General features: G+C 63.8%; 16 protein-coding genes. 6 read left to right on the top strand and 10 right to left on the bottom strand.

Annotated features, from left to right (window positions below; translation table 11 throughout):
• The gene (gene rpoN, locus ACEW7X_RS00400) at nt 1–1,386 is read right to left on the bottom strand and encodes an RNA polymerase factor sigma-54 (RefSeq protein WP_068373029.1); all 1,386 of its coding nucleotides are present in this window, start codon (nt 1,384–1,386) and stop codon (nt 1–3) included.
• 31 nt (nt 1,387–1,417) lie between these two features.
• On the opposite strand from rpoN, the gene ACEW7X_RS00395 reads away from it, so the two are divergent.
• Nucleotides 1,418–2,023: a hypothetical protein gene (locus ACEW7X_RS00395; RefSeq protein ID WP_068372940.1), complete on the top strand. Its 606-nt coding sequence runs from the start codon at nt 1,418–1,420 to the stop codon at nt 2,021–2,023.
• A 47-nt stretch (nt 2,024–2,070) separates the two neighbouring features.
• On the opposite strand, the gene ACEW7X_RS00390 is transcribed toward ACEW7X_RS00395, so the two are convergent.
• On the bottom strand, nt 2,071–2,646 hold the full coding sequence (locus ACEW7X_RS00390; RefSeq protein ID WP_165389921.1) for a TetR/AcrR family transcriptional regulator: 576 nt from the start codon (nt 2,644–2,646) through the stop codon (nt 2,071–2,073).
• 1,195 nt (nt 2,647–3,841) lie between these two features.
• On the opposite strand from ACEW7X_RS00390, the gene leuA reads away from it, so the two are divergent.
• Entirely contained in the window at nt 3,842–5,545 is a 1,704-nt protein-coding gene (gene leuA, locus ACEW7X_RS00385) for a 2-isopropylmalate synthase (protein WP_127775500.1), read from the top strand.
• Nucleotides 5,546–5,840: 295 nt separating this feature from the next.
• On the opposite strand, the gene ACEW7X_RS00380 is transcribed toward leuA, so the two are convergent.
• The 6 genes from ACEW7X_RS00380 to ACEW7X_RS00355 all read right to left on the bottom strand — a co-directional run bounded on the left by ACEW7X_RS00380 (nt 5,841) and on the right by ACEW7X_RS00355 (nt 12,088).
• Entirely contained in the window at nt 5,841–6,515 is a 675-nt protein-coding gene (locus ACEW7X_RS00380) for a hypothetical protein (RefSeq protein ID WP_339138598.1), read from the bottom strand.
• A gap of 142 nt (nt 6,516–6,657) precedes the next feature.
• On the bottom strand, nt 6,658–8,151 hold the full coding sequence (locus ACEW7X_RS00375) for a tripartite tricarboxylate transporter permease (RefSeq protein ID WP_068372949.1): 1,494 nt from the start codon (nt 8,149–8,151) through the stop codon (nt 6,658–6,660).
• 9 nt (nt 8,152–8,160) lie between these two features.
• Complete coding sequence (locus ACEW7X_RS00370; RefSeq protein WP_083969676.1) at nt 8,161–8,694, bottom strand: tripartite tricarboxylate transporter TctB family protein; 534 nt, start codon at nt 8,692–8,694, stop codon at nt 8,161–8,163.
• Nucleotides 8,695–8,736: 42 nt separating this feature from the next.
• A complete protein-coding gene (locus ACEW7X_RS00365; protein ID WP_420177483.1) occupies nt 8,737–9,741 on the bottom strand; it encodes a Bug family tripartite tricarboxylate transporter substrate binding protein in 1,005 nt (334 codons plus the stop codon).
• Nucleotides 9,742–9,831: 90 nt separating this feature from the next.
• Nucleotides 9,832–11,025, bottom strand: a complete 1,194-nt coding sequence (locus ACEW7X_RS00360) for a mandelate racemase/muconate lactonizing enzyme family protein (RefSeq protein ID WP_068372955.1) — start codon at nt 11,023–11,025, stop codon at nt 9,832–9,834.
• A gap of 724 nt (nt 11,026–11,749) precedes the next feature.
• Nucleotides 11,750–12,088, bottom strand: coding sequence for a DUF1840 domain-containing protein (locus tag ACEW7X_RS00355; RefSeq protein WP_068372958.1), 339 nt, complete (start codon nt 12,086–12,088; stop codon nt 11,750–11,752).
• A 202-nt stretch (nt 12,089–12,290) separates the two neighbouring features.
• Between ACEW7X_RS00355 and ACEW7X_RS00350 the strand changes: the two genes are divergently transcribed.
• On the top strand, nt 12,291–16,283 hold the full coding sequence (locus ACEW7X_RS00350; RefSeq protein ID WP_420177482.1) for a phospholipase effector Tle1 domain-containing protein: 3,993 nt from the start codon (nt 12,291–12,293) through the stop codon (nt 16,281–16,283).
• A 24-nt stretch (nt 16,284–16,307) separates the two neighbouring features.
• On the opposite strand, the gene ACEW7X_RS00345 is transcribed toward ACEW7X_RS00350, so the two are convergent.
• The gene (locus ACEW7X_RS00345; protein WP_083969715.1) at nt 16,308–17,540 is read right to left on the bottom strand and encodes an acyl-CoA dehydrogenase family protein; all 1,233 of its coding nucleotides are present in this window, start codon (nt 17,538–17,540) and stop codon (nt 16,308–16,310) included.
• 266 nt (nt 17,541–17,806) lie between these two features.
• Between ACEW7X_RS00345 and argS the strand changes: the two genes are divergently transcribed.
• The 3 genes from argS to ACEW7X_RS00330 all read left to right on the top strand — a co-directional run bounded on the left by argS (nt 17,807) and on the right by ACEW7X_RS00330 (nt 21,120).
• Nucleotides 17,807–19,492 (top strand): arginine--tRNA ligase, encoded by a 1,686-nt coding sequence (gene argS / locus ACEW7X_RS00340; protein ID WP_130486308.1) that lies wholly within the window; start codon nt 17,807–17,809, stop codon nt 19,490–19,492.
• Between the two features lie 9 nt (nt 19,493–19,501).
• The gene (locus ACEW7X_RS00335) at nt 19,502–20,185 is read left to right on the top strand and encodes an SPOR domain-containing protein (protein WP_130486309.1); all 684 of its coding nucleotides are present in this window, start codon (nt 19,502–19,504) and stop codon (nt 20,183–20,185) included.
• A 302-nt stretch (nt 20,186–20,487) separates the two neighbouring features.
• Nucleotides 20,488–21,120 carry a thiol:disulfide interchange protein DsbA/DsbL gene (locus ACEW7X_RS00330; RefSeq protein WP_068373725.1) on the top strand — a complete coding sequence of 211 codons (633 nt, stop codon included), beginning with the start codon at nt 20,488–20,490 and terminating at the stop codon, nt 21,118–21,120.
• Nucleotides 21,121–21,206: 86 nt separating this feature from the next.
• On the opposite strand, the gene metC is transcribed toward ACEW7X_RS00330, so the two are convergent.
• Nucleotides 21,207–22,367, bottom strand: coding sequence for a cystathionine beta-lyase (metC, locus tag ACEW7X_RS00325; protein WP_068373783.1), 1,161 nt, complete (start codon nt 22,365–22,367; stop codon nt 21,207–21,209).
• Nucleotides 22,368–22,664 lie beyond the last annotated feature (297 nt).

Genomic DNA, 22,664 nt, shown 5'->3' with positions numbered 1-22,664 from the left:
TCAACAATCATCCATACGCATCAAGGCCATGGCCTTGCGCTGCGAAGCCGTAGGCACTCTCATGCCTTCCCGGTACTTGGCAACCGTGCGGCGCGCCAGCTCGACACCGCGCTCGGCCAGCTTGGCCATCAGCTGGCTATCGGACAGCGGCTTGCGCGGATCTTCCTGATCCAGCATTTCACGCATCATCGCCTGAATCGACGCCGCAGAAGCCGACTCGCCATCGGCTGCCGGCACGCCGGTACTGAAAAACCGCTTGAGCTCCAGCGTGCCGTGCGGCGTCGCCATGTACTTGCTGGAGGTCGCCCGCGATATCGTGGACTCGTGCATGCCCAAGGCCTCGGCGATCTCGCGCAGCACCATCGGCCGCAACGCCACCATGCCGGATTCGAAGAAAGCCTGCTGCCGCGCCACGATCTCGGTAGAGACGCGCAGCAGCGTATCGAAGCGCTGCGCTACCTGTCGGATCAGCCAGCGCGCCTGCTGCACATGGGACTGCAGGCCCTCGTAACTGCCGCGCGGCTCCTGCCCCAGAGCCTGCACATAGGCATCATTCACGCTCAGGCGCGGCACCAGGTCGCCATTCAGGCGAACACGCCAGCCATTGCCGCTACGGTAAGCGATCACGTCCGGAACCGCAAAATCCGCCACCGGCACCGTCCAGGCCCGGCCCGGGTAAGGGTCCAACCGCCGGATCAGGGCGTGCGCGGTACGCACCTCGGCCGGCGAACACTTCAATTCCTCGCACAGGAAAGCAAGCCGGCCCGCCGCCAGGGCGTCCAGATGCCTCTCGCACAGGCGCCGCGCCAGCGCCACAATGGCAGCGTCGCGGGCCTCGGGCCAGACCTTGGCATCCGGCTGCCGCAATTGCAGCAGCAGGCATTCGGACATCGTGCGGGCGGCAATACCGGCCGGCTCCATATTCTGCAGCAAGGCCAATGCCGCTTCCAGTTCGCCCTGTTCAACCTCGAGCGATTCCGGCAAATAGGCCAGGATTTCCTCGAAACTGGCCGCAAGATAGCCGTTATCGTCCAATTCGTCGATCAGCACGGTCATCAGCGCGAGGTCACGACGGCTGGCACGGGTACAGGAAATCTGCCCCAGCAGGTGCTCGCGCAGCGACGGCGTGGCGGCAGCCTCGGGGAAAAAATCGTCGTCGCCGTCCTGGCGCGGGCCGCCGCCTCCGGAAAACAGATCCTCGGCCGCCACCGACTCAGCGGCGGGTTCGGGGGATTCCAGCTCCAGAACCGGGTTTTCCGTCAGCGCCTGCGAGATTTCCTGTTGCAGGTCCAGCGACGACAGTTGCAAGAGACGCAAGGCCTGTTGCAACTGTGGCGTCAGCACCAACTGCTGACTTTGGCGAATTTCCAGCGCGGGTCGTATCATGGGAACCATATTTTGCACCATAAGACCCGACATGACTTCACCCAGCCGATATGATCTGCAAGTGTTGAATAATTATCTGCGCGCCCAGGCGCAGCCTGCGCTGCTGCGCGATGGAGGCCTGATCCTGCTCGCCGCCCTGGCATGGCTCTGGCTATGCTGGCAAGGCCTGTCATATGGCCTGGCCCAACGCTATGAATTCCTGGCCAAGTTCAGTACCAACGCACAGGACATGGCCTTGCGCAGCGGCCCCTATGTCTGGTGGGCGCTGGCCGTGCTGTTGAGCCTGGGGGTACTGTCCCTGCTGCGCGCGTGGGCGCGGGAAAGAATCAACCATCATTGGGAAAAAATCGTGCCGCCGGGCGAACTGGCGCCGCTATGCCGCGACCTTTCCGATGATGGCCGCGCCGTACTGGATTGGGTATGGCAGGACAGGGAGACGCCCCTGGCGCTGGGAGACCTGAAACGCACTGCCACCGAATTGGCCAGCGGGCGCGTGGAGAAATTCCATATTGCCAGCGAACAACGCGCCGCATTGGCGGCTGCGATGAAACCGGCGAATGCTCAAACGGCCACAACAGGCCAGCCCGCGGCATTATTCAAGCAACAACGCCAGGAACCGCGCCTGGAGACTGATTGAAATGAAACGCAGGCATTCCCCGGCAGATTAGCCGGAGAATGCCGCGTTCACGCTACGCTCGCCACGGACAACGGCTGGCGCGCACGAATGAGCGCGAATGCGCAGCGACGGGCGACCTCTGCTGCGAACGGTTCACGATGAATGGCCATTGCCGCCATCGCACCTTCAAAGCAAAGCGTCAATTCCTCAGACAATTCATCGGCCTCATCCGTCAGATTACCGGCCAATTCGGTAAACATTTGCAGGATCCAGCGCCGATACTCGCGCGCCACTGCCAACACCGGCGCACATCCTTCGTTTTCCGCCACCGCCAGCAGAAAGGCACAACCGCGATATTCGCTGCGTGCACCCATCTCCTGCAGAATACGATAAGGTAACAATGCCTTCTCTGCCGGATCCGGCTGGTCGTTTTCCAGCACCTGTTCGCGCAGATGTTGCGTAATCCTTTCGTATCTGTCCCTCAAATACGCAACCACCAGTGCTTCCTTGGTGGCGAAATGCCGGTACAGCGTCGCCTTGGCAATCCCCGCTTCGGCGATGATGCGATCTACGCCCACTGCCCTGATGCCTTCGGCATAAAACAAAGTGCCCGCGACCTCAATAATGTGTGCGCGCATATCCATATCAGATCCCCTACGACCAACGCAGAAAATGACAACGGTCATCTCTCCGGCCAGGCAAAAATTTCCTATGCGAACACGACCGGCAATCGTGCAGCCTTACCAGCACGACGTCCTATCCATCCGCAGGGCCAATGCTATCAAAATAAATATTCGCCTGGTTTTTACTCTAATGCATTAGGCATGCATCATGCCGCATTGCAAAAGAAATTCCAACCCCTACGAAAGGCGAAGACCCGGACTGATTCCCTGACCTATTTCCGCAAAATCACGAACATACACTGACAACTGCCGGACAATTGCGCACAATTCCTCACAATTAACCCACTCGTCCGACAATATACGGATTTACCCCAAAAAAGCAGAAATTATTTGAAGCTGAAAAATCAGTATTTTCGTCATAGCACCAATGTCAATCCCAAGACTCAGGTATTCACCAATGGCATGCATCGCCAAGGACTATCACAATTGGCAGCTTATCGCGCCCAATAGCGCCGGACATTCCAGCATCGGTGCTGTCTAATCACCGGGCAGATGCCTGCAGTTTCCTGTCCGGGACCATGGATCTCATTACAGTTTTTTTTAATACACGGCCTTTTATTTTCTAATATCTGAAATAACAGGCAATCCGGCAGTATCCCAGTCCGGGAATACAACTTTCCTTGCTCCACAGGACAATCATGTGACCGGACAAAAACACTTGGACACCATTTACCCTGCCGCACGGGTGCAGGCCATCGCACAAATGGCCTGCAATAGACGCCGTTCGTGCCGCCAACTGCAACGCCCTTAGCGCATTGCAGTTGCGCCAGCCCGACACCGGACATCAGGGCGGCCCACGGTATCACGGTTAACCAGGGTCTTTCTTGACTTTCCCGGCCAAACATGTTGGACTATGCACACTATGGCCTATACGTCGATCTCCTCTCTCGACTCCAACGCAAGCATTTCTGCTCTGCGCGCCGGCCTGCGCCTGTCCATTGGCGCCTCCATTGCCTCGCTGCACATTCAATCGCTACTACTACCGATCGGTTGCCGAGCCTAGCGCTCAGTGGCAGTTCGGCAGCCTGTCGCCACGCCTATACCCGTTCCCCGTTCAATTTCGCCGGCAAAACCGGCACCCATGGTCCTGACCATGGGCGGGAGCCAGGCCGTGATCCAAATACCCCCTGCGGCTGTCTCCTTGATCCAAAGGTGCATCATGCTTGCCAATCCTTCTACCAAGTACCGCCCATTCGTCCCGTTCACTCGTGACTTCTCCGAGCGCACCTGGCCCAGCCGCCGCATCGAGAAAGCCCCGATCTGGATGAGCACCGACCTGCGTGACGGCAACCAGGCCCTGATCGAGCCCATGAGCGTCGAACGCAAACTGCGCTTCTTCGACCAGCTGATCAAGATTGGTTTCAAGGAAATCGAAGTGGGCTTCCCGTCGGCGTCGCAAACCGACTTCGACTTCGTGCGCAAGCTGATCGACGAAAAACGCATTCCCGATGATGTCCGCATCATCGTGCTGACCCAATCGCGCCAGGACCTGATCGAACGCACCGCCGAAGCCGCCGCTGGCGCCAAGCAAGCCATCATTCACCTCTACAACGCCTGCGCCCCCGCCTTCCGCAAGATCGTCTTCAAGATGTCGCCCGAGGAAGTGCGCGACCTGGCCGTGCGCGGTACCCAGTGGGTCATGCAAGCCCAGGCCAAATACCCGCAGACGCAATGGGGCTACGAATACTCGCCCGAAGTCTTCAGCACCACCGAACCCGAAGTGGCGCTGATGGTGGCTGACGCCGTGGCCCGCACCTGGGATGCCACGCCCGAGAAGAAGTTGATCCTCAACCTGCCGGCCACCGTCGAGGCCACCACGCCCAATCTGTACGCTGACCAGATCGAATGGATGCACCGCAACCTGGAACGCCGCGACAGCATCATCATTAGCGTGCACCCGCACAACGACCGCGGCACGGCCGTGGCCGCCGCCGAATTCGCCGTCATGGCCGGCGCCGACCGTATCGAAGGCTGCCTGTTCGGCAGCGGCGAACGCACCGGCAACGTCGACCTCGTGACGCTGGCGCTGAACCTCTATTCCCAAGGTGTGCATCCGGGCCTGGATTTCTCCGACATCGACGAAGTGCGCCGCTGTGCCGAATACTGCAACCAATTGCCGGTACACCCGCGCCACCCGTATGCCGGCGACCTCGTCTTTACTGCCTTCTCCGGTTCCCACCAGGACGCCATCAAGAAGGGCTTTGCCGTGCAGCAGCCCGACGCGCTGTGGGAGGTGCCCTACCTGCCAATCGACCCGGCCGATGTCGGCCGCAGCTACGATGCGATCATTCGCGTCAACAGCCAGTCGGGCAAGGGCGGTGTGTCCTACCTGCTGGAAAACGACCACGGCCTGGTCCTCCCGCGCCGCCTGCAGATTGAGTTCAGCCGCGCCATCCAGCAGGTGACCGACACCACCGGCAAGGAAGTGACGGCCGAGGATGTGTATGAAGTATTCAGCCAGGAATACCTGGACCGCACCAAGCCCTGGAAGCTGGTGCGCCACCGTATCGACGGCGATCCGACCCAGGAAGAAAAGCGCCACTTCCGCGTGGAAGCCGTGCTCGAACATGACGGCGAAACACGTACCGTGTCCGGCGAAGGCGAAGGCGCGATCACCGCATTCGTTGCCGCACTGGGCATGCCGGTGCGCATCATGGACTACCACGAGCACGCCATCGGCACCGGCACGGATACCCGCGCCGCCTGCTATGTGGAAGTGCGCCTGGGAGAATCACAAACCCGCTTCGGTGTCGGCATCCACCGCGACATCGTGACGGCTTCGTTCCTGGCCGTGCTCGGCGCGGTCAACCGCCATCTGGCCGAAAACCCCGAACTGGCTGCCATCGCCAACGTGGCCTGAGCCAGGCCCTGATTTCCATGGAAGACTGAAGGGCGGCTACCGCCGCCCGCCGGAGCACTGGCGCCAGACGCGCCAGATCCGCTCCCTGTGCGCATACCAGGCGGCAGCCTGACGCGCGACGGCTTGCTGGCCATCCTGGCAAGCCGACCGGCACCGGCCACAAGCCAGTTCCCGGCACGGAGACACCTGCCTCAATCTGCCAGCCGCCCACGCTTCGCCCCCTCCCTCTCCCTCGCCCGCCCGGGCCAGCATGCTGCCCCGCAAGGCGGCACCGCCAGTCAAACTCCCCCGAACCTCAATCCTGCGGCAAACCGGCAGTACGCCTGTCCAACGCGTGGCACAGCATGAATTGCTCTGGCTCGCCGCCCTGCCAGGCCGCGCCCAGCCGCGCCACGGCATGACGGGTCGCCACCGCCAGCGCATCCGGTGCTGCCGCCTCGATAACCAGCAAGGCCTCGAAAGCACCGTCGTTGCCACCACGCATCGCTTTTTCCTGGGTGGGGACATTCGTCACATCGTGATCCACCTGCATGACCCAGGCCGCGCCTATGCTGTCCATCAGCACCAATTCGTTGACCAACACATGGATGTCCGCCTCAAGCGCCGCCAGCGAGAAACGCATCGGACTGATCACCCCGCCACGCCCCTGCCCGCCACGCACCAGGACATGGCCGCCGCCGCGCCGGAAATTGCGCAGGGTAGGCATCACGCGCTGCGACCAGGTAGTTGGCGCATTCTGGCGCGCCATATAGGACGGCCCGGCCAGCACGGCCGGCGTCTGCAATTCATACAACACACAGTAGCGCCGCAAGCCAGGCTCCAGGCTGCGGAACAGGCGCCCCGCAATGAAGCCGTCGACGCCGACGCGCTCGGCCAAGTGCTCGCGCATCAGCCAATGGCGGTAATCGGTTTCCGTCTGGGCATCGAGATCGCTCCAAATGGCGAGCACGCCCTGGGTACGCTGATTCATTTTTTGTCTCCGTGGATTATCCGGCGGCCAGGAACGGCCTGCCGTGTTTTAGTTCCCGGAAATCATATGCCAATGACGTGGCCCTGACAGGTGCGGACGGATCGCCCGCACCTGGATGAAACACCTGGATGGCGCTCCGGGCTCAGCGGCTGCGCAAGCGCCGCCAAAGCGGCCCGATCACGGGCAGCAACAGCATGATGACGGCAAGCGTCATAATGCCGCCCGCCAGGGGGTTGGACCAGAACACGCCCAGCGAACCATCTGACAACAGCATGGACTGGCGGAAGGCGTCCTCGGATTTGTCGCCCAGGATCATTGCCAGCACCAGCGGCGCCAAGGGGAAATCCAGCTTCTTGAACACATAGCCCACCACGCTGAAGATCAGCAGCAGCCAGAGGTCAAAAGGCGCGGAAGCCACGGTATAGGCGCCCGTCACGCAGACGATCACGATCACCGGGCCGATCACCGCAAACGGAATGCGCAGAATGGCAGCGAAGATAGGCACGGTCAGCAAGGCGGTGAACACGGCGACGACATTGCCCAGGTACATGGACGCAATCAGCCCCCAGACGAAATCCGGCTGTTCGGCAAACAGCGTCGGCCCTGGCGTCAGGCCCCAGATCAGCAGGCCGCCCATCATCACGGCTGCCGTCGCGGAACCCGGAATGCCCAGCGCCAGCATGGGCAGCATGGCGCTACTGCCGGCCGCATGGTCGGCGGTTTCGGGCGCGATCACGCCTTCCGGTTCGCCCTTGCCGAAGTTGCTCCCGCGGCGCGACATGCGCTTGGCGATGCCATAACTCATGAATGATGCCGCGGTCGGGCCGCCGGGCGTCACGCCCATCCAGCAGCCGATCACGATGGAACGCACATAGACCAGCGCATAGCGCGGCAACTGCAGCACGGTGGACAGGATCGCGCGCACGCTGAGACGCGATGCCACGCCATTGAAGCGCAAGCCCTCTTCCATCGTCAGCAGCAACTCGCCGATACCAAAAATACCGATCACCGCCACCAGGAAACTGATGCCGCGCACCAGTTCATCGGTGCCGTAGGTCAACCGCATCGCGCCGGAAATCGTATCCATGCCGACAGTGGCGCACGCCAGGCCAATGCCGATGGACAGCAAGGTCTTGGCTGGCGCCGCCCCGCTGAGACCGACGAAACTGGCGAACGCCAGCAGGTACACCGCGAAATACTCGACGGGCGAGAACTGCATGGCAAAGCTGGCCACCCAGCCGGATACCAGCGTGATCAGGATGACGCCGGCCAGCGCACCTATGCCTGCCGAGCAGAAGGCGAAAGTCAGCGCCTGCGCGGCCTTGCCCTGCTTGGCCATGGGATAGCCGTCGAATGTCGTCGCTACCGACGACGGCTCACCCGGGATGTTGAACAGGATGGATGTCGTGGAACCGCCGAACAAGGCCCCCCAATACATGCTGGTCAGCAGGATGATGGCCGAAATGGGTTCCATCGTGAACGTCAGCGGCAACAGCAGCGTCACGCCATTGGGCGCCCCCAGTCCGGGCAGCACACCGACCAGAATGCCCAGGAGCACGCCCGCCAGCATCAACAGGACATGGTAGCCGCTCAAGGCAATGCCGAACCCATGCAGCAGGTAGTCAAAATTACTCATCGGGATTCCTCAATAGACGCCCAGCCAGTTCTCCAGCGGCCCCTTGAGCAGCGCCATCTGGAAACCGATCTCGAAAACAACGAAAAACGCCAGGGCCACGCCCACGCCCACGGCATAGGAACGCAACGGCCCATATCCGCCCTGACGCCACATGACCGTGCCGAGATAGAGCGCCGACCCCACATACAGCCCCAGCCACAGGGACAGTACGATGTAAGCGACGATGGGCAGGAAAAAGGACAGCATCCGGCGGCATTGCGAGCGCATCAGCCAGACTTCATCCGCACCGCCCGGCCGGCGCCACCCTTGCCAGGTCATCCAGAGCGCCGCCAGCAAAATGACGACGCCCACGTAAAAAGGAAAGGCACCGGCAGCCGGGCCGAAATCCGACCAGCCGATTTCGTTTTCCAGCGCGCCGAACATGACAAGCAACCCGAAGATTGCCGCAGCCAGCCCGGTCACGCATTCCGCCTGGCGGCGGGTGACCCAGGGGCGGTCTCCCGCCTCCCCGTCACCGGCCGCCGGTGTGTGTTCTGTTTGCATAATTTCTGTCCAGAATAGGTACGGCGTCAGCAGACGAGCTGCTTACTTGACGAGCCAGCCCTCTTTTTCGAAGACGCGGTGCGCCATGGCGGCGTCGGCCTCAATCAATGCATCAAGGTCGGCGCCTGTTGCAAACAGATCCGACTGCGCGGTGTTGGCCAGATACTGGCGCCATTCATCGGTGTCCTTCACCTTGGCCAGCAGATCGGTATAGAAGGCCACGACTTCCGGCTTGACGTCGCCCGGCGCGAAGATCGTGCGGGGCAGCACGTAATCCTCGATCGGCAGGCCCTGGGATGCGCAAGTCGGGATGTCCGACAGCGACATCTCGCCCGCAATCTTGCGCTGGTCGTCCAGCGGACTGGCCGAGAACACGCACAGCGGGCGCACGCCGCCAGCCTTCCATTGGCCCAGGTTTTCGCTGGGATTGTTGGTATTCGCGTCCAGGTGGCTGCCCGCCAGCTGCACGCCCGCCTCGCTGCCGCTCTTGAACGGCACATAGGTGAACTGACCACCACTGGCCTCGTTGATCAGTTCGGTCAGGATGTGGTCGCCATCCTTGGATTGCGTGCCGCCCAGCTTGAGCTGGCGCGGTTTTTCCCGCGTGGCGGCCAGCAGCGACTCAACCGTCTGGTACGGCGAGGCAGCAGGCACCCACAGGATGAAATCGTCGCCAGCCATGACCGCCAGCGGCGTCAGGTCGTTCATCGAATAGGCCACCTTGGCCTTCATCGGCAGCAGCCAGGCATTGTTATTGCCGAACAGCAGCTTGTGCGCATCGCCCCGGGATGCACGTCCGGCCATGAAGGTCTCGGCGCCTGCGCCGCCGCCCTTGTTGCTGACGATCACCGGCACATTCAGCAGCTTGTGCTTCTCGACGATGGACTGCACCACGCGTGCGAACTGGTCCGTGCCGCCGCCCGGCCCAGCCGATACGACGAACTCGATCGGTTTGGAGGGCTGCCAGGCCGTATCGGCCGCGTAGGCTGCGCCCTGCGTTGCCAGCAAAGCCGCCACCGCCAGCCATCCCATGTTTCTGGTCTTCATTGTCTGTCTCCTCGTTGTACTGAATTTGTATTGCGCCGGGCCACCTGGCCCGGACACGGGGCATCTGTCGTGCCCTGTTGCCGGCTGGGATCAGCCTTTGCCCTTGCCCCGCGACGCCGGGCGCCTGCCGATTTCGCGCACTGCGTCCAGGTCCAGTTCATAGCCCAGGCCGGGCTGCGTCGGCAGCGGCAAGGCATCGACTTCGCGTTGCGGCAGCTGCTTGAACAGTTGCTGGCACATGGACACCGATACCAGATGCCACTCCACCAACCCGCCATTGGCCAGGCCGGCATGCAAATGCATGTTATGGAAGGGAAATGCACCGCCGTTGTCGATGGTGATGCCATGCGCCTGGGCCAGTGCCGCCGCCTTCACGCCTGCGCTGTAGCCGCCGCCGATGCAGACATTGGGCTGCAGGATATCCAGGGCACCGGCAGCCAGCAGGTCGCGGTAGCGGAACAACTGCCCTTCGTTCTGGCCCGCAGCGACCGGCATGGGCGCCTGGCGCCGGAAATCGGCCAGCCGCTGCGTATCATTGCCGCGCAACGGTTCCTCGAAAAAGCCAATATCGCAATCCGCCACGCGCTGCGCCAGCCGCAAGGCATGGAACGCATCCAGGCTGCAATTGGCGTCGATATACAGCTCCACCTCCGCCCCGATGGCCTCGCGCACGGCGCGGATACGGCGCTCGTCCTCGGCAATCACGGCATCCAGGGGACGCGGCTCGTCGCGACGCGCCAGCGCATGCTGCCCGACCACCATTTTCAGACGCCGATGCCCCTTGCTGGCCAGATGGCGCGCCGCTGCCGCCAGTTCATCACGATCCAGCGCACCGAAGCCGAAGGTCGTGTAGGTCGTCACCACCGGACGAGCACCGCCCAGCAGACGCCATACCGGCTGCCCCAGGCGCTTGCCGGCGATATCCCAGAGCGCAATATCCACGGCGGAAATCGCATGACTGGCATAGCCAGTCTGGCCGCGTGGCGACAGCAGCCAGTACAGGGCCTCGGAAATATGCTCGCGGGCCATCGCGTCCTTGCCCAGCAGATGGGGCGCCACGACCTCGTTGAGTGCAGCCGCCACGATTTCCTCATCGGTGATCGCTGTAAACCCATGCCCCAGCAAGCCATCGGCCGTTTCGATTTCCAGAACCAGGCCCGATAGCCGGGCCGGCTTGGAAATGGGGCCGATATCCAGGCTGCAATCCACGTAGACCGGGGTAGCCTGCACCCGTGCAATGCTGTCCCTGCTGCTCGCTGTGCTTCCTTCCACTGCCGTTTTCATGCTGTCTTTCTCCTCAAACGATTGATCTCGATACGCCGCACCCTGCGTAACCGGCGCTGGCGGCCCTGTGCCTCTGTGAAGAACTTCGGCCGGAAGGCCGAAGCTTCTCCCCCACCCTATGGGGGTGCCTGCGGCACCTTATAAATACTGCCTCGCTAGACCCCGGAATAAAGTTCGGGGCTTGCGCTTAGGCTCGTGGTCACGACAAAGGCAAAGCGGTAATACGGCGGCGGGCACGGGTCAGGCGGCAGCTTGCAGGCGCGCATGAGATTCGGGCCGGGGCCAATAGCTGAAATTCGGTCCTGGCTTCAGGCAGCCGCACCCAACGGCGGACGGCCCGGCCATCGGCGCGAAGCCGGTTCGGAACAGGACAACAGGCCCGATAGGAGATATCGGCGCTGATGCAAGTGTGGATCGGTGTCATGCATGCTTGTCTCCCTGGCCTCTCTCGGTGGCCAATCGCCACCGGGAAGCTCATGTTCTTTATGCAAGGCCACAACAACCGGCCTGTCCTGCCAAACCAGAGGAACGATTCGATACAGGACGGTTCAGTCTATGCAGCGGACACTCATTGCTCAATAGCATGAAGCTTATAAGCGATATTAGATTCACCAATAAAAATAATGATATTCGGGTCAGTTGCCAGGAGGCATGCCCCAAAAGCAACAGCCCGGCGTCGGGCCGGGCTGTGGTGGGGGATACGGCATCAGGCCAGCTGGCCTCCTTACCAGGCCGAACCGGCCTCCCACATCACGGGAACATCCGTCGCCAGGGATTTGCGCATCATGTCCAGCAAGGGAAACGCACGCTGCTTCAGGCTGACGGTCTGGGCCAGCGGGTGCACGGGGTCTTTGTCCGGATCGTCGGATTCCGTTTCGGGGCTCTCTGCATCAATCGCCGCTTCCAGCGCGGCAATGGCGGCCGGCAGCTGTTCCACCGTGAAGATGCCGCGCTTGAGATCAGCATCGGTCACCGGACGGCCGGCAGCCTGCAGCACCAGCACGGCATGCTTATCCAGCATCAGGACATCGGATGCCGCCTTTGATTGAAATGTGACCAGCATGGGTATTTTCCTCCGTGGATGAATCCGTTCATTCGTAAGCCATGGCAAACGCTACGGCAGCATGATGACGAGACGAGCTGCGTCACACAGATGCAGTCATGCCAATGCACTGAAACGACAACCGCGCAGCCACCGCCATCAGGCACATGCAGCGGTTGTGCCATCACTGGCGGTCCCGCAACACTTCCATCACTCCTGCATCATGCACGCCAACACGCCCGCCCTGCCCGCCTGCTGTCACTCGCGACAGCCAGGCTCGCCACGCGCCAACCGGCATCCCGTACCGCCCGGCCAGCGCGCGCCATGCAGTCATCATATCCTGCCTGCCCTGCTCTGCGCCTTGATGCATATCGTGCCGGCACCTGTCGCCGCCCAGACCGCCGCGCCGCTGTCCTGCCCTGCAACGCAGCTGGGCCAGCCCTGCAGCGGCGCCGGCCTGGCCAGCGCCGGCGCGGCGGAACCCGAACTCAACCTGGGGCTGGACAACCCGGTGCACCTTGCCAGCGGGCGCAAATACCTGCGCGACACAGATCTTCCCGCCCATCCGCTGGCGCCCGGCCTGGAACTGGTACGTCATTACAACAGCGCGGACCCTCGCCTGCCGGGCAATCCCGGCCGTGGCTGGCAGTTTTCCTACGACCTGCGGCTATACCGGCAGGCAAACACCCTGCAGCTCATCCAGGCAGATGGCAGCCGCCTACGATTCAATTGCCTGCCCGGCCACACCAGCTGCACGCACGACCGGCAAGGGCTGGTACAAGCCGACGGACAAGGCTGGCAATGGCGCTGGCCGGACGGTGCACGGCTGGATTTCCGCGAAGATGGCTGGCTGGCCGCGATCCGGCGCAGCGACGGCCTGCTCCTGGCACGCCTAGAACGTGCGCAAGATGGACGCCTGTTGGCCGTGCACAGCGCAACGCCCGGGCGGCAACTGGCCTTTCATTACCTGCAGCAGGACAAGCTGCCGCCGCGCCTGACTGGCGTGGATACCCCCGCTGGGCGCTTCCGCTACCATCATGCCGCACTGGCGGATGGCTGGTTTCTCTCCGGGGTCGAACGCCCCGATGGCATGCAACGCCATTACGGCCATGACCCGGCGCTGCAGCACGGCCACCCGCAAGCCATTACGGCAAGCGGGCTGTCTGCCGCCGGCCAGCCGGTGCAATGGCAGCGACGCTGGCATTACGACAGCGACGGCCGCGTCTCCCGCGTGGAGCACCTGACCGCGGATGGCCAGCCCGGTGCCGCCTGGCGGCTGGAATACCTCGAACCGGCACATGGCATCCATGCCGGCCTGACACGGGTGCATGGCGCACGCGGCACCACCGACATCCACTACGTACTGGCAGGCGGACGCCATCGGCTCGCCCGGGTTGCCGGCATTGCCTGCCCCGGCTGCCCGGCACCGGGCCTGTCTGCCAGCTATGACACCGCAGGACGCCTGACCAGGCTCAATGACCTGCTCCTGCTGCGGCGCCCGGATGGCTCGCCCCGCCAGCTGGTGCTGCCCGGCAGCGGCTGGACCGGCCTGAAGCTTGACTATGACAGCCAGGGCCGGATGGTGTCGTGGCATAGCGAACGCACAGGAACCACCCGCCTGCTGCGCCGTTTCCTTGCCGCCCGGCACACGGAGGGCCGCACGCCGCCTGAGCCGCCGGCAACGGCCACCCGCCAGATAAGCATCCGCTACGCCAACGGCGACCGCTGGCGCGCCTGGCTGGACCACGCCGGCCGCCCCTGGCGCATATCCGCCACCAGCACCGGCCTCGCCGATGCCGCCGACACATTCCGTGCGGAAGCAGGCGAATCGGCGCATGCAACAGCCGTTAGATCCGTGCCTGTACCGGCCGGCGCGCATGTCGTGGATACCCGCATCACATGGCGCGACGGCAAGCTGGCCACGCTGGAACACCCCCATGAAACCGAGCGGCGTAGCCACGACAGCAATGGCCGGCTGCTGTCACGCAGCCTCCACCGACCCGGCGCGGACAGCACACCCGAAATTGCAGTGACGGACCGCTATGCCTATCACCCCGATGGTCGGCTGGCACGTCATTATCTGCCCGAAGGCGGCGTATTGAGCTACGAATGGCAGCAAGGCCGCCTGAGCCGGCTCGACTGGCATGACCGCCACGGCACGCGCCATGCCATCCTGCATCACTTGCCTGGGTCCGGCGGTTATGTCTACGGCAATGGCGTGCGTACCGTGGGGCTGCGCGACGAGCATGGGCTACGCTACCTGCTGAGCAGCCAGCCAGGCACTGCAACGCCCATCCTGGCCCAGGCCATCCGGCTGGACGCCCAGGGCCGGATCATCGAAGAACGATTCCAGACCGGCGATTGGCGCCAGCACCTGCGCTATGGCTACGCGGCAAGCGGTCGCCTGGCGCTGGCAGAGAATACGGTTGCCCATACTCACTCAGATACCAATGCCAAGGGGCATGTTGATGTCGATGCCAGCCCCAGGATCAGCTATCTGGCCTGGCATGCAGACGGCCGCCTGCTGGCGCGCAATGACACTGCGCCCCCCCACCCGCCAGCCCCCTCCACCAGGCCGCAGGCTCACCACGTTGCCAGGCTCGGCCCGGAACCGGAGCCGACAGTCGTGGATGCCAGCGGCCTGCCGGTGGCGCACGAGGGCTGGCGCCTGAGCTACGATGCGCAACGCCGCCTGCAACGTGCCAGCCAGCCGGCCACCGGCCTGCGTATCGACTACCGCAACAACGCCCATGGCCAGCGCATCCGCCGCGCCAGCGGACAGGACATCACCCATTACCTCCATGACAGCCAAGGCCTGCGGGTCGCACTGGCCCTCCCGGCCCAGCCCGGCCAGGCTGCACGGATCACGGAGCGCTACCTGTACGCGGGACAAGTCCCCGTGGCCTGGCTGCGGTACGACTCGCACGGGGACGCCAACCTCTATTTTCTGCATAGCGATGCCCAAGGCCTGCCGCGCGCGCTCAGCGACAGCCGTGGCCATCTGGCCTGGCGCGCCGAATTCGATGCCTTCGGCAGGTTGCTGCGTGAACACGGCGGCCCCCGGCCCTCTCCGCGCTACCCAGGCCAGCACGCGGACCCGGCCCTGCCCTGGCACGACAACGGCATGCGCACCTATGACCCCGGCACCGGCAGTTACCTGGAACCCGACCCGCTCGGGCCGCAGCCCGGCCACGATGCCTACGGCTACGCGGCCCAGCGCCCGCGCCAATACGCCGACCCCGCCGGCATGCTGCTGTATGCCTTCGACGGCACACGCAATACACCGGCGTCACTGACCAATGTCTGGTTGCTGCACCAGCTTTACCCTGGCGGCGGCAGCTATCAGCCCGGCCCCGGCCAGAACGCCTGGGATGCCGCCACCGCCAGCCGCGCCACGCATATCATCGGCGCGCAATGGGAACGCCTGCTGGCCGACCTTGCCGCCGCAGGGCGGCAATGGCAGCAAGAACCCGCAGCCATCGACCTGCTGGGCTATTCACGCGGCGCGGCCCTGGCCCAGCACTTCGCCAACCAGATCGCCGCGCACGTCAGCAATCAACGTTTCTGGGCCTATGACCCGCTCATGGGCACGGTCTCGGCCTGCGTCGACCTGCGTTTCATGGGCCTGTTCGACACCGTGGCTCAGTTCGGCGTGAACGGACGCGACAATGCCGACTACCTGCTGGGCGCCAGCCCCGCCTGGCAATGGATTGCCCATGCCGTGGCGCTCAACGAGCACCGTTACCTGTTCCCGCTCAACAGCCTGGCCCAGGGCCAGGGGAATCTGGTGGAAATGCCATTCATCGGCGCCCATGCCGATATCGGCGGAGGCTACCTATCCCGCGACACCCCCGATGCAACGCGCGGCGACTTGTCCGACGTCGCCCTGGCCTGGATGCACTGGCAGGCCCGCGCGGCCGGCGTGCCGCTTGCGCCCTTGCCCGAGGCACAAGCCACTGTCAGCCAGCCGCTGCTGCACGATGAACGCAACGTGTTCTATCGCAAGACCGGCCAGGACAGGCCGGTGCGCCATGCCGATGGCAGCCCTTGGTTGCATAGCCAGGCCGAACATCCCGGACTGGGCGCAACAGGCAGGAACGAAGTGGAGGCATTCATCGAACGCCTGCCGGACTGGATGCACACGCCCGGCTCAGTCGTGGGCAGCGTCGACATGGCCGCCTATGAGCAATGGCTGGCCCGGCAAATGCAGCGTTAAAACCGCGGCAATACCGGCACGCGCTCAGAACAGCCCTGACAAGGGCGGCTCCGCCCCCGTCAGCTGGTAGGAGCCGACCACTGCGGCCTTCCAGTCGCGCGGATTATGGTTGGCCACCGTGCGCGCATTGCGCCAGTGCCGGTCCAGGTTGTGGCTGCGGGCCGTGGCGGAAGCGCCGCCGACATCGAACACCAGTTCGGCTGCCTTGAGCGCGGCATTGGCAGCGATGTACTGGGCCTGGGCCACGTCGATGGATGCCTGCAATACCGCCTCGTGCGCCAGGCCTGCCTGCCAGGCGGCGTCTATGGACGCCGCCGCCCTCAGCACCGCCGCCTCGGCGGCAAACGCCTGAGCCGAGATCTCTCCTACCGCGTGTGCCACGTACGGGTCGTCCACCGACCGGCTGGCGCTGCTATGCTTGATCGGCCGCGCATGATGACGGGCGAAATCGACGGCATCCGCCAGCACATTGCGGGCAATGCCGGCCTCGACAGCCCCCAGGAACAATTGCGCGAACGGCGTCACGATCGTACGTTGCGCGCGCCCGTCACGGAAATGGGAGGAACGGATAAGGTCATCCTCTTCCACCCTGACATTCCTCAGGTGTGTCGTGCCGCTGGCCGTGAGGCGCTGCCCCATGGCATCGAAATCGTCCAGCAACTCCACGCCCTCGCGGTCGCTGGGCAAAATGAAGCGGACCTCCTGCCCGGCCTCTGTCAGGGCCGTCACCTGAATCCAGTCCGCATACAGCGAACCCGTGCTGTAGTACTTGGTGCCGCTCACGCGGTAATGATCGCCCTCCCGCACCAGCACCGAGCTGATGGCACCACTGGCACCGCCACGCTCCCAGCCCGCGTTGGCAACAACATCGCCCCGCAGATAGCGCGGAAACCAGCGCTGGCGGCCCGCCTCGTCATCCCCGGACAGCAGGTTTTCGATGAACAGAAAGCCCGGCCGCAGCGCCTGGGCAATATTCGAATCCACGGCCGCAACATCCATCACGAACCGGATCACGTCCTGTACGGCCGCACCGCTGCCACCAGCGGCCTGGGGAATGCGGAAGGTATACAGGCCTGCGGCCGCAATGCTGCGGATCTGATCATGCGGCAGGAGCCGCTCGCGCTCCCGGCTCTCCGCGCCCGTGCGCAGCACCGGCAGCAAGGCGTCCGCACGCTGACGCAACGTGGCCAGATCCGCGGCCACGGTAGTGCTGCCGTTGGGGTTGCCTAGGGGTTTAAAAGCCAGGGAAGAAGACATGGAATATCCGGAAATGTCGGACGCCGGGCACGAAACTTCGTGCCCGGCGCGATGCCAAGGGCGGGTGACCTTCCATGGTAGAAACACAACACTGCATTTCAAACGATGCTTTTTGTATTTGATAATTCACATGGCCCGCATGGATAGCGGCACCCGGGCCAGGCTCCTTACGCTCCTTGGCACTCTGTCGTTCCCTGTTGCACGCCCGCTGCGTGAATCAGGCTATCATTCCCGGATTGCACTCCTCTTTTTTCGAATCCGCTCCCATGCTCCCCGAGCAACAGAATCTACTGATCTCCCGCATCCAGGCAGCCGTCAACGCGCTGCTGCCTGAAGCTCAGCCCAGCATCCAGCTGGAGCGTCCGAAAGTCGCCGCACACGGCGATGCCGCCTGCAACGTTGCCATGCAGCTTGCCAAGCCGGCGCGCCGCAATCCGCGCGAACTGGCGCAAGCCATCGTCGACCACCTGCTGGCTGACCCGCAAGCCGCGAACCTGCTGGCAGGCGCCGAAGTCGCCGGCCCCGGTTTCATCAATTTCCGCCTGTCGCCCGCCGCGCATCAGGCTGTGCTGGGTGCCATTGCCGGGCAGCGTGAGCAATACGGCCGCGCGCCGCGCCGCGACGAGAAAGTCCTGGTGGAATTCGTCTCCGCCAACCCCACCGGCCCCCTGCACGTGGGCCATGCACGCCAGGCTGCGCTGGGCGACGCCCTGTGCCGCCTGTTCGACGCCCATGGCTACGACGTTACCCGCGAGTTCTACTACAACGACGCAGGCAACCAGATCGACAATCTCGCCATCAGCGTACAGGCCCGCGGCCGCGGCATCTCCCCGGATGATGCCAGCTACCCGGCCGACGGCTACCGTGGCGACTACATCGTCGACATCGCCAATGATTACCTGGCTGGCAAGACAGTTCAGGCCTCAGACGGCGTCCCCGTCACCGGCAAGGGCGACCTCAATGACCTGGACGCCATCCGCCGCTTCGCCGTCACCTACCTGCGCAATGAACAGGATCTCGACCTCCAGGCCTTCGGCCTGAAGTTCGACAACTACTACCTGGAAAGCTCGCTGTATACCAGCGGCCGGGTGGAAAACACGGTGCAGCGCCTGGTCGACAAGGGCCACACCTATGAAATGGACGGCGCGCTGTGGCTGCGCACGACCGAACTGGGCACCGGCGACGACAAAGACCGCGTGATGCGCAAGGCCGAAGGCGGCTACACCTATTTTGTGCCCGATGTCGCCTACCATGAAGCCAAATGGGAGCGCGGCTTCCACAAGGCCATCAATATCCAGGGCAGCGACCACCACGGTACCGTGGCTCGCGTGCGCGCCGGCCTGCAAGGGCTGGACATCGGTATTCCCAAGGACTTCCCCGCGTATATCCTGCACAAGATGGTGAAGGTGGTGCGCGGCGGCCAGGAAGTGAAGATATCCAAGCGTGCCGGCAGCTACGTGACGCTGCGCGACCTGATCGACTGGGTGGGCCGCGACGCGGTGCGCTTCTTCCTGATCCAGCGCCGCGCCGATACCGAATTCACGTTCGATATCGACCTGGCCCGCTCGCAAAGCGAAGAAAACCCGGTGTACTACATCCAGTACGCGCATGCGCGCATCTGTTCAGTGCTGGAGCAGGCCCAGGCCGATGCGGCCGCCCTGCAACAGGCCGATGCCACGCCGCTGGTGGCACCAACGGAAATCGCCCTGCTGCAACGTCTCTCCGAGTTCCCCGCGCTGGTGGCGTTGGCTGCCCAGGAACTCTCACCCCACCTGGTAGCGTTCTGGCTGCGCGACTGTGCCGCTGACTTCCATGCCTGGTACAACGCCGAACGCGTCCGTGTCGATGATGCAGCACTGCGCGATGCGCGCCTGCGCCTGGCGGACGCCACGCGCCAGGTCCTGGCCAACGGCCTGGCCTTGCTGGGTGTCGCTGCACCCCAACGCATGTAACGAGTCCCTATGGCAAAACGCTCTTCCCGTTCCTCCGGCCAAGGCGGCAGCACGATCTACGGACTGCTGGCCGGGCTCCTGCTGGGCCTGGTCGTGGCTGCCGTCGTGGCGTTCTACGTCACCAAGGCGCCCGTGCCCTTCGTCGATCGTGCGGGACGTGCCCCGGCGCCTGCGGTTTCGCAGATTCAAGCAGCAACCCCTGGCGCCAGCCTGCCCGACCCCAATCGCGGCCTGCAGAACGGCAACCTGACCGTACCGGATACACGCATCCAGCCGCCCAGCCTGCCTTCGCCTGACAGCATCGGCGGGGTTGCTGGTAGCGGCGCGCAACCGGCCACACAGACACCTGCACCAGTACCGGCAACGCCGGCTGCACCGTCCGGCGACGACCTCGGCGCGCTGATTGCATCGCTGCCGAACCAGCCACCGGCCCCGCTGCCCAAGCCTGCCAATGGTGCGGCAGCCAGCGCCTATTTCCTGCAGACCGGCTCCTTCCAGGTGCTGGAAGATGCGGAAGCCTTGCGTGCCCGCATGATCCTGCTGGGCCTGCCGGTGCAGATTCAACGCGCCGAGGTCAACGGCCTGCAAGTCAATCGTGTCCGCGTCGGCCCCTACACGCGGCTGGACGAAATGAATCGCGTGCGCGCCCAGCTGACTGCCGAAAATATCAGCTCGACGGTCGTCCGGCAGTAGTCCTGGCTGCCCTGGCGGGCGGCGGCGTCAGTTCGCCACGAATCTCCGCCGGGAACCCCCGGCGGCACAGATGGTCAAAACGTCTCCGCCAGGGTTTGCCTTGCGCATGAATCCGCTGGCTCAGCCAGGCCAAGCCTCACGGACACCGCCCCAACGGCCATCCGGCGCCAAGTCCGGCAGATGACCGCTGGCTGGCCCAGCCAACAGGGCACTGGCCATCAACAGCGCCTTGCCATGCTTGCACTGCCATATTCCTGTCGTATCATTTCCCATTCACTCAGCCCAGCCAGGAACTGTCCAACATGACTTTTTCGTTCTCCCGCCTGCTTGCCGCCGCTACGCTCATGCTCGGCGCTGCCATCGCTCCGTTGAGCCAGGCCCAGACCTCCCGCTCGGTGGAGCTACAGTCGCCCCAGCGTACCGACAGCCCGGGACAGGTTGAAGTGCTGGAGTTCTTTGCCTACACCTGCATCCACTGCAAGCTGCTGGACCCGATGATCAACGCCTGGGCCAAGGAACAGCCCCAGGACGTGAATTTCATGCACGTGCCGCTGGGCGGCGACAGCCGCAGCCGTCCGCTGCAGCAGATGTACTACACGCTGAATGCGCTGAACCGCATGGACCTGCACGAAAAGTACTTCACCGCGCTGCATGACGAACGCAAACGCCTCTTCACCCGCAAGGACATGGCCGACTGGGCCGTGGAACAGGGTGTCGACCGCGCAGCCTTCAATGCCGCCTTCGATTCAATGGGTGTCAGCAGCCAGGTTGCCCGTGCAGACGAACTGGCGAAGAACTACAACGTCAACAGCACGCCTACCATCATCGTCAATGGCCGCTACGTGACCTCGCCGGCACACGCCGGCGGCTACCGCGAAAGTGTCGAGGAAACCGGCCGCCTGGTGCAACAGGAACGCGCGAAGCTGTCCAAGTAAACCGGCACGGCGTGCGCCAGCCCCTGCACGCCGGCTCGTATCCAGAACAGCCAGCGGGACCCGCCCCGCTGGCTGTTCTGCTTTTTTCAGGCCTGAACGGCAGCATCCAGGGCCTGGCGCAGGTCCGCTATCAGCTCGTCGGCGTCTTCCAGGCCAATCTGCAGGCGGATCAAGGTTTCCCCCGGCAGTTCCGCGCCATAACGCTGCAGGCCGGCCAGCGCGGGTTCCACCCATTGCACCAGGCTCTCGAAGCCGCCCCAGGAAAAGCCGATGCCAAACAGCGTCAGTGCATCGACGAAGCGACGGCCCGCATCATGGGACAGATCCAGCGCCACGCTCAGCAAACCATTGGAGCCCTGGGCATCACGCTGCCACAGTGCATGGCCCGCATCGCCTGGCCAGGCGGGATGGTAGATAGCCCGTGTTTCCGGACGGCTGGCCAGGAATTCACACACACGCAGGGCGCTGCGGGCCTGTTCATCCATGCGCAGGGGCAGGGTACGCAACCCGCGCAGGGCCAGCCAGGCGTCATCGGCACTCAGGGCATAACCCAGGGCATACTGCATCCGGCTGATACGGTCGCCCAGCGCGGCATCGCGCGTCACCACCGCACCCAGCATCAGGTCAGAATGGCCGCTCACGTACTTGGTACCAGCGATCATGGAAATATCTGCGCCCAGGGCCAACGGATGATAAGCGTGCCCGGAGCCCCAGGTGTTGTCTGCAGCGACCAGCAGGCCATGACGATGGCCGATGGCCGCCAGTGCCGGCAAATCCTGCATTTGCAGCAGCAAAGACCCCGGCGACTCCAGGTAGAGCAAGCGGGTATTGGGACGGATCAGGCTCTCGAGATCATCCACGCCGGGGGTGAAATATGTGATCTCCACCCCCATTTTCTTCAACAGCATATTATCGAAATGGCGCACAGGCCCGTACACGCTATCCACGACCAACGCATGATCGCCTGCGCCCAGCAAGCTGAAGAACACCAGCGTCAGCGCCGCCAGCCCGGAGGGCGCCAGCACGCAATGGCTGCCGCCTTCCAGAGCCACGAATGCATCTTCCAGCGCGCGGTGCGTTTCCATGCCGGAACGGCCATAAGTGATGGCGCGCTCGCCGGCGGCCTTGCGGCGCTGGGCATTTTCCAGCGCCGCGAGATCAGCAAAGCGCACGGTGCTGGTGCGCATGGCCGGCAGGCTGACAGGTGCCACGCCATCCGCATCAAAGGGCGCGCTGCCTATATGCATCAGGCGGGTGCGTACACTGCACTCAGGGGCGAGGGTCGCCGCAGCGGTGTCTTCCGATGCGGCACTGGCGGATTTGGACATACATGAAGCTCCAGGAAAAGCGACGGCACAAACCGTGGTATCCCTGCCATTATCGCGTGCCTGCTGCCTGCGTGCACCCCGGCAGGCGGCAGGAAGCGCCCATGCCACACTGGCAAGCCGCCATATGACTTTTCATCTTGATGCAGCATGCCATTCAGGCAAATGAAAGCCCGATATTTGTGCCTTAAAGGCTTTGCCCCATAGGCAAAACGGCCC

The sequence above is a fragment of the Kerstersia gyiorum genome, assembly GCF_048595715.1.
Taxonomy (GTDB): Bacteria; Pseudomonadota; Gammaproteobacteria; order Burkholderiales; family Burkholderiaceae_B; genus Kerstersia; species Kerstersia gyiorum.
This window is presented reverse-complemented; position numbering and strand designations above follow the sequence as displayed.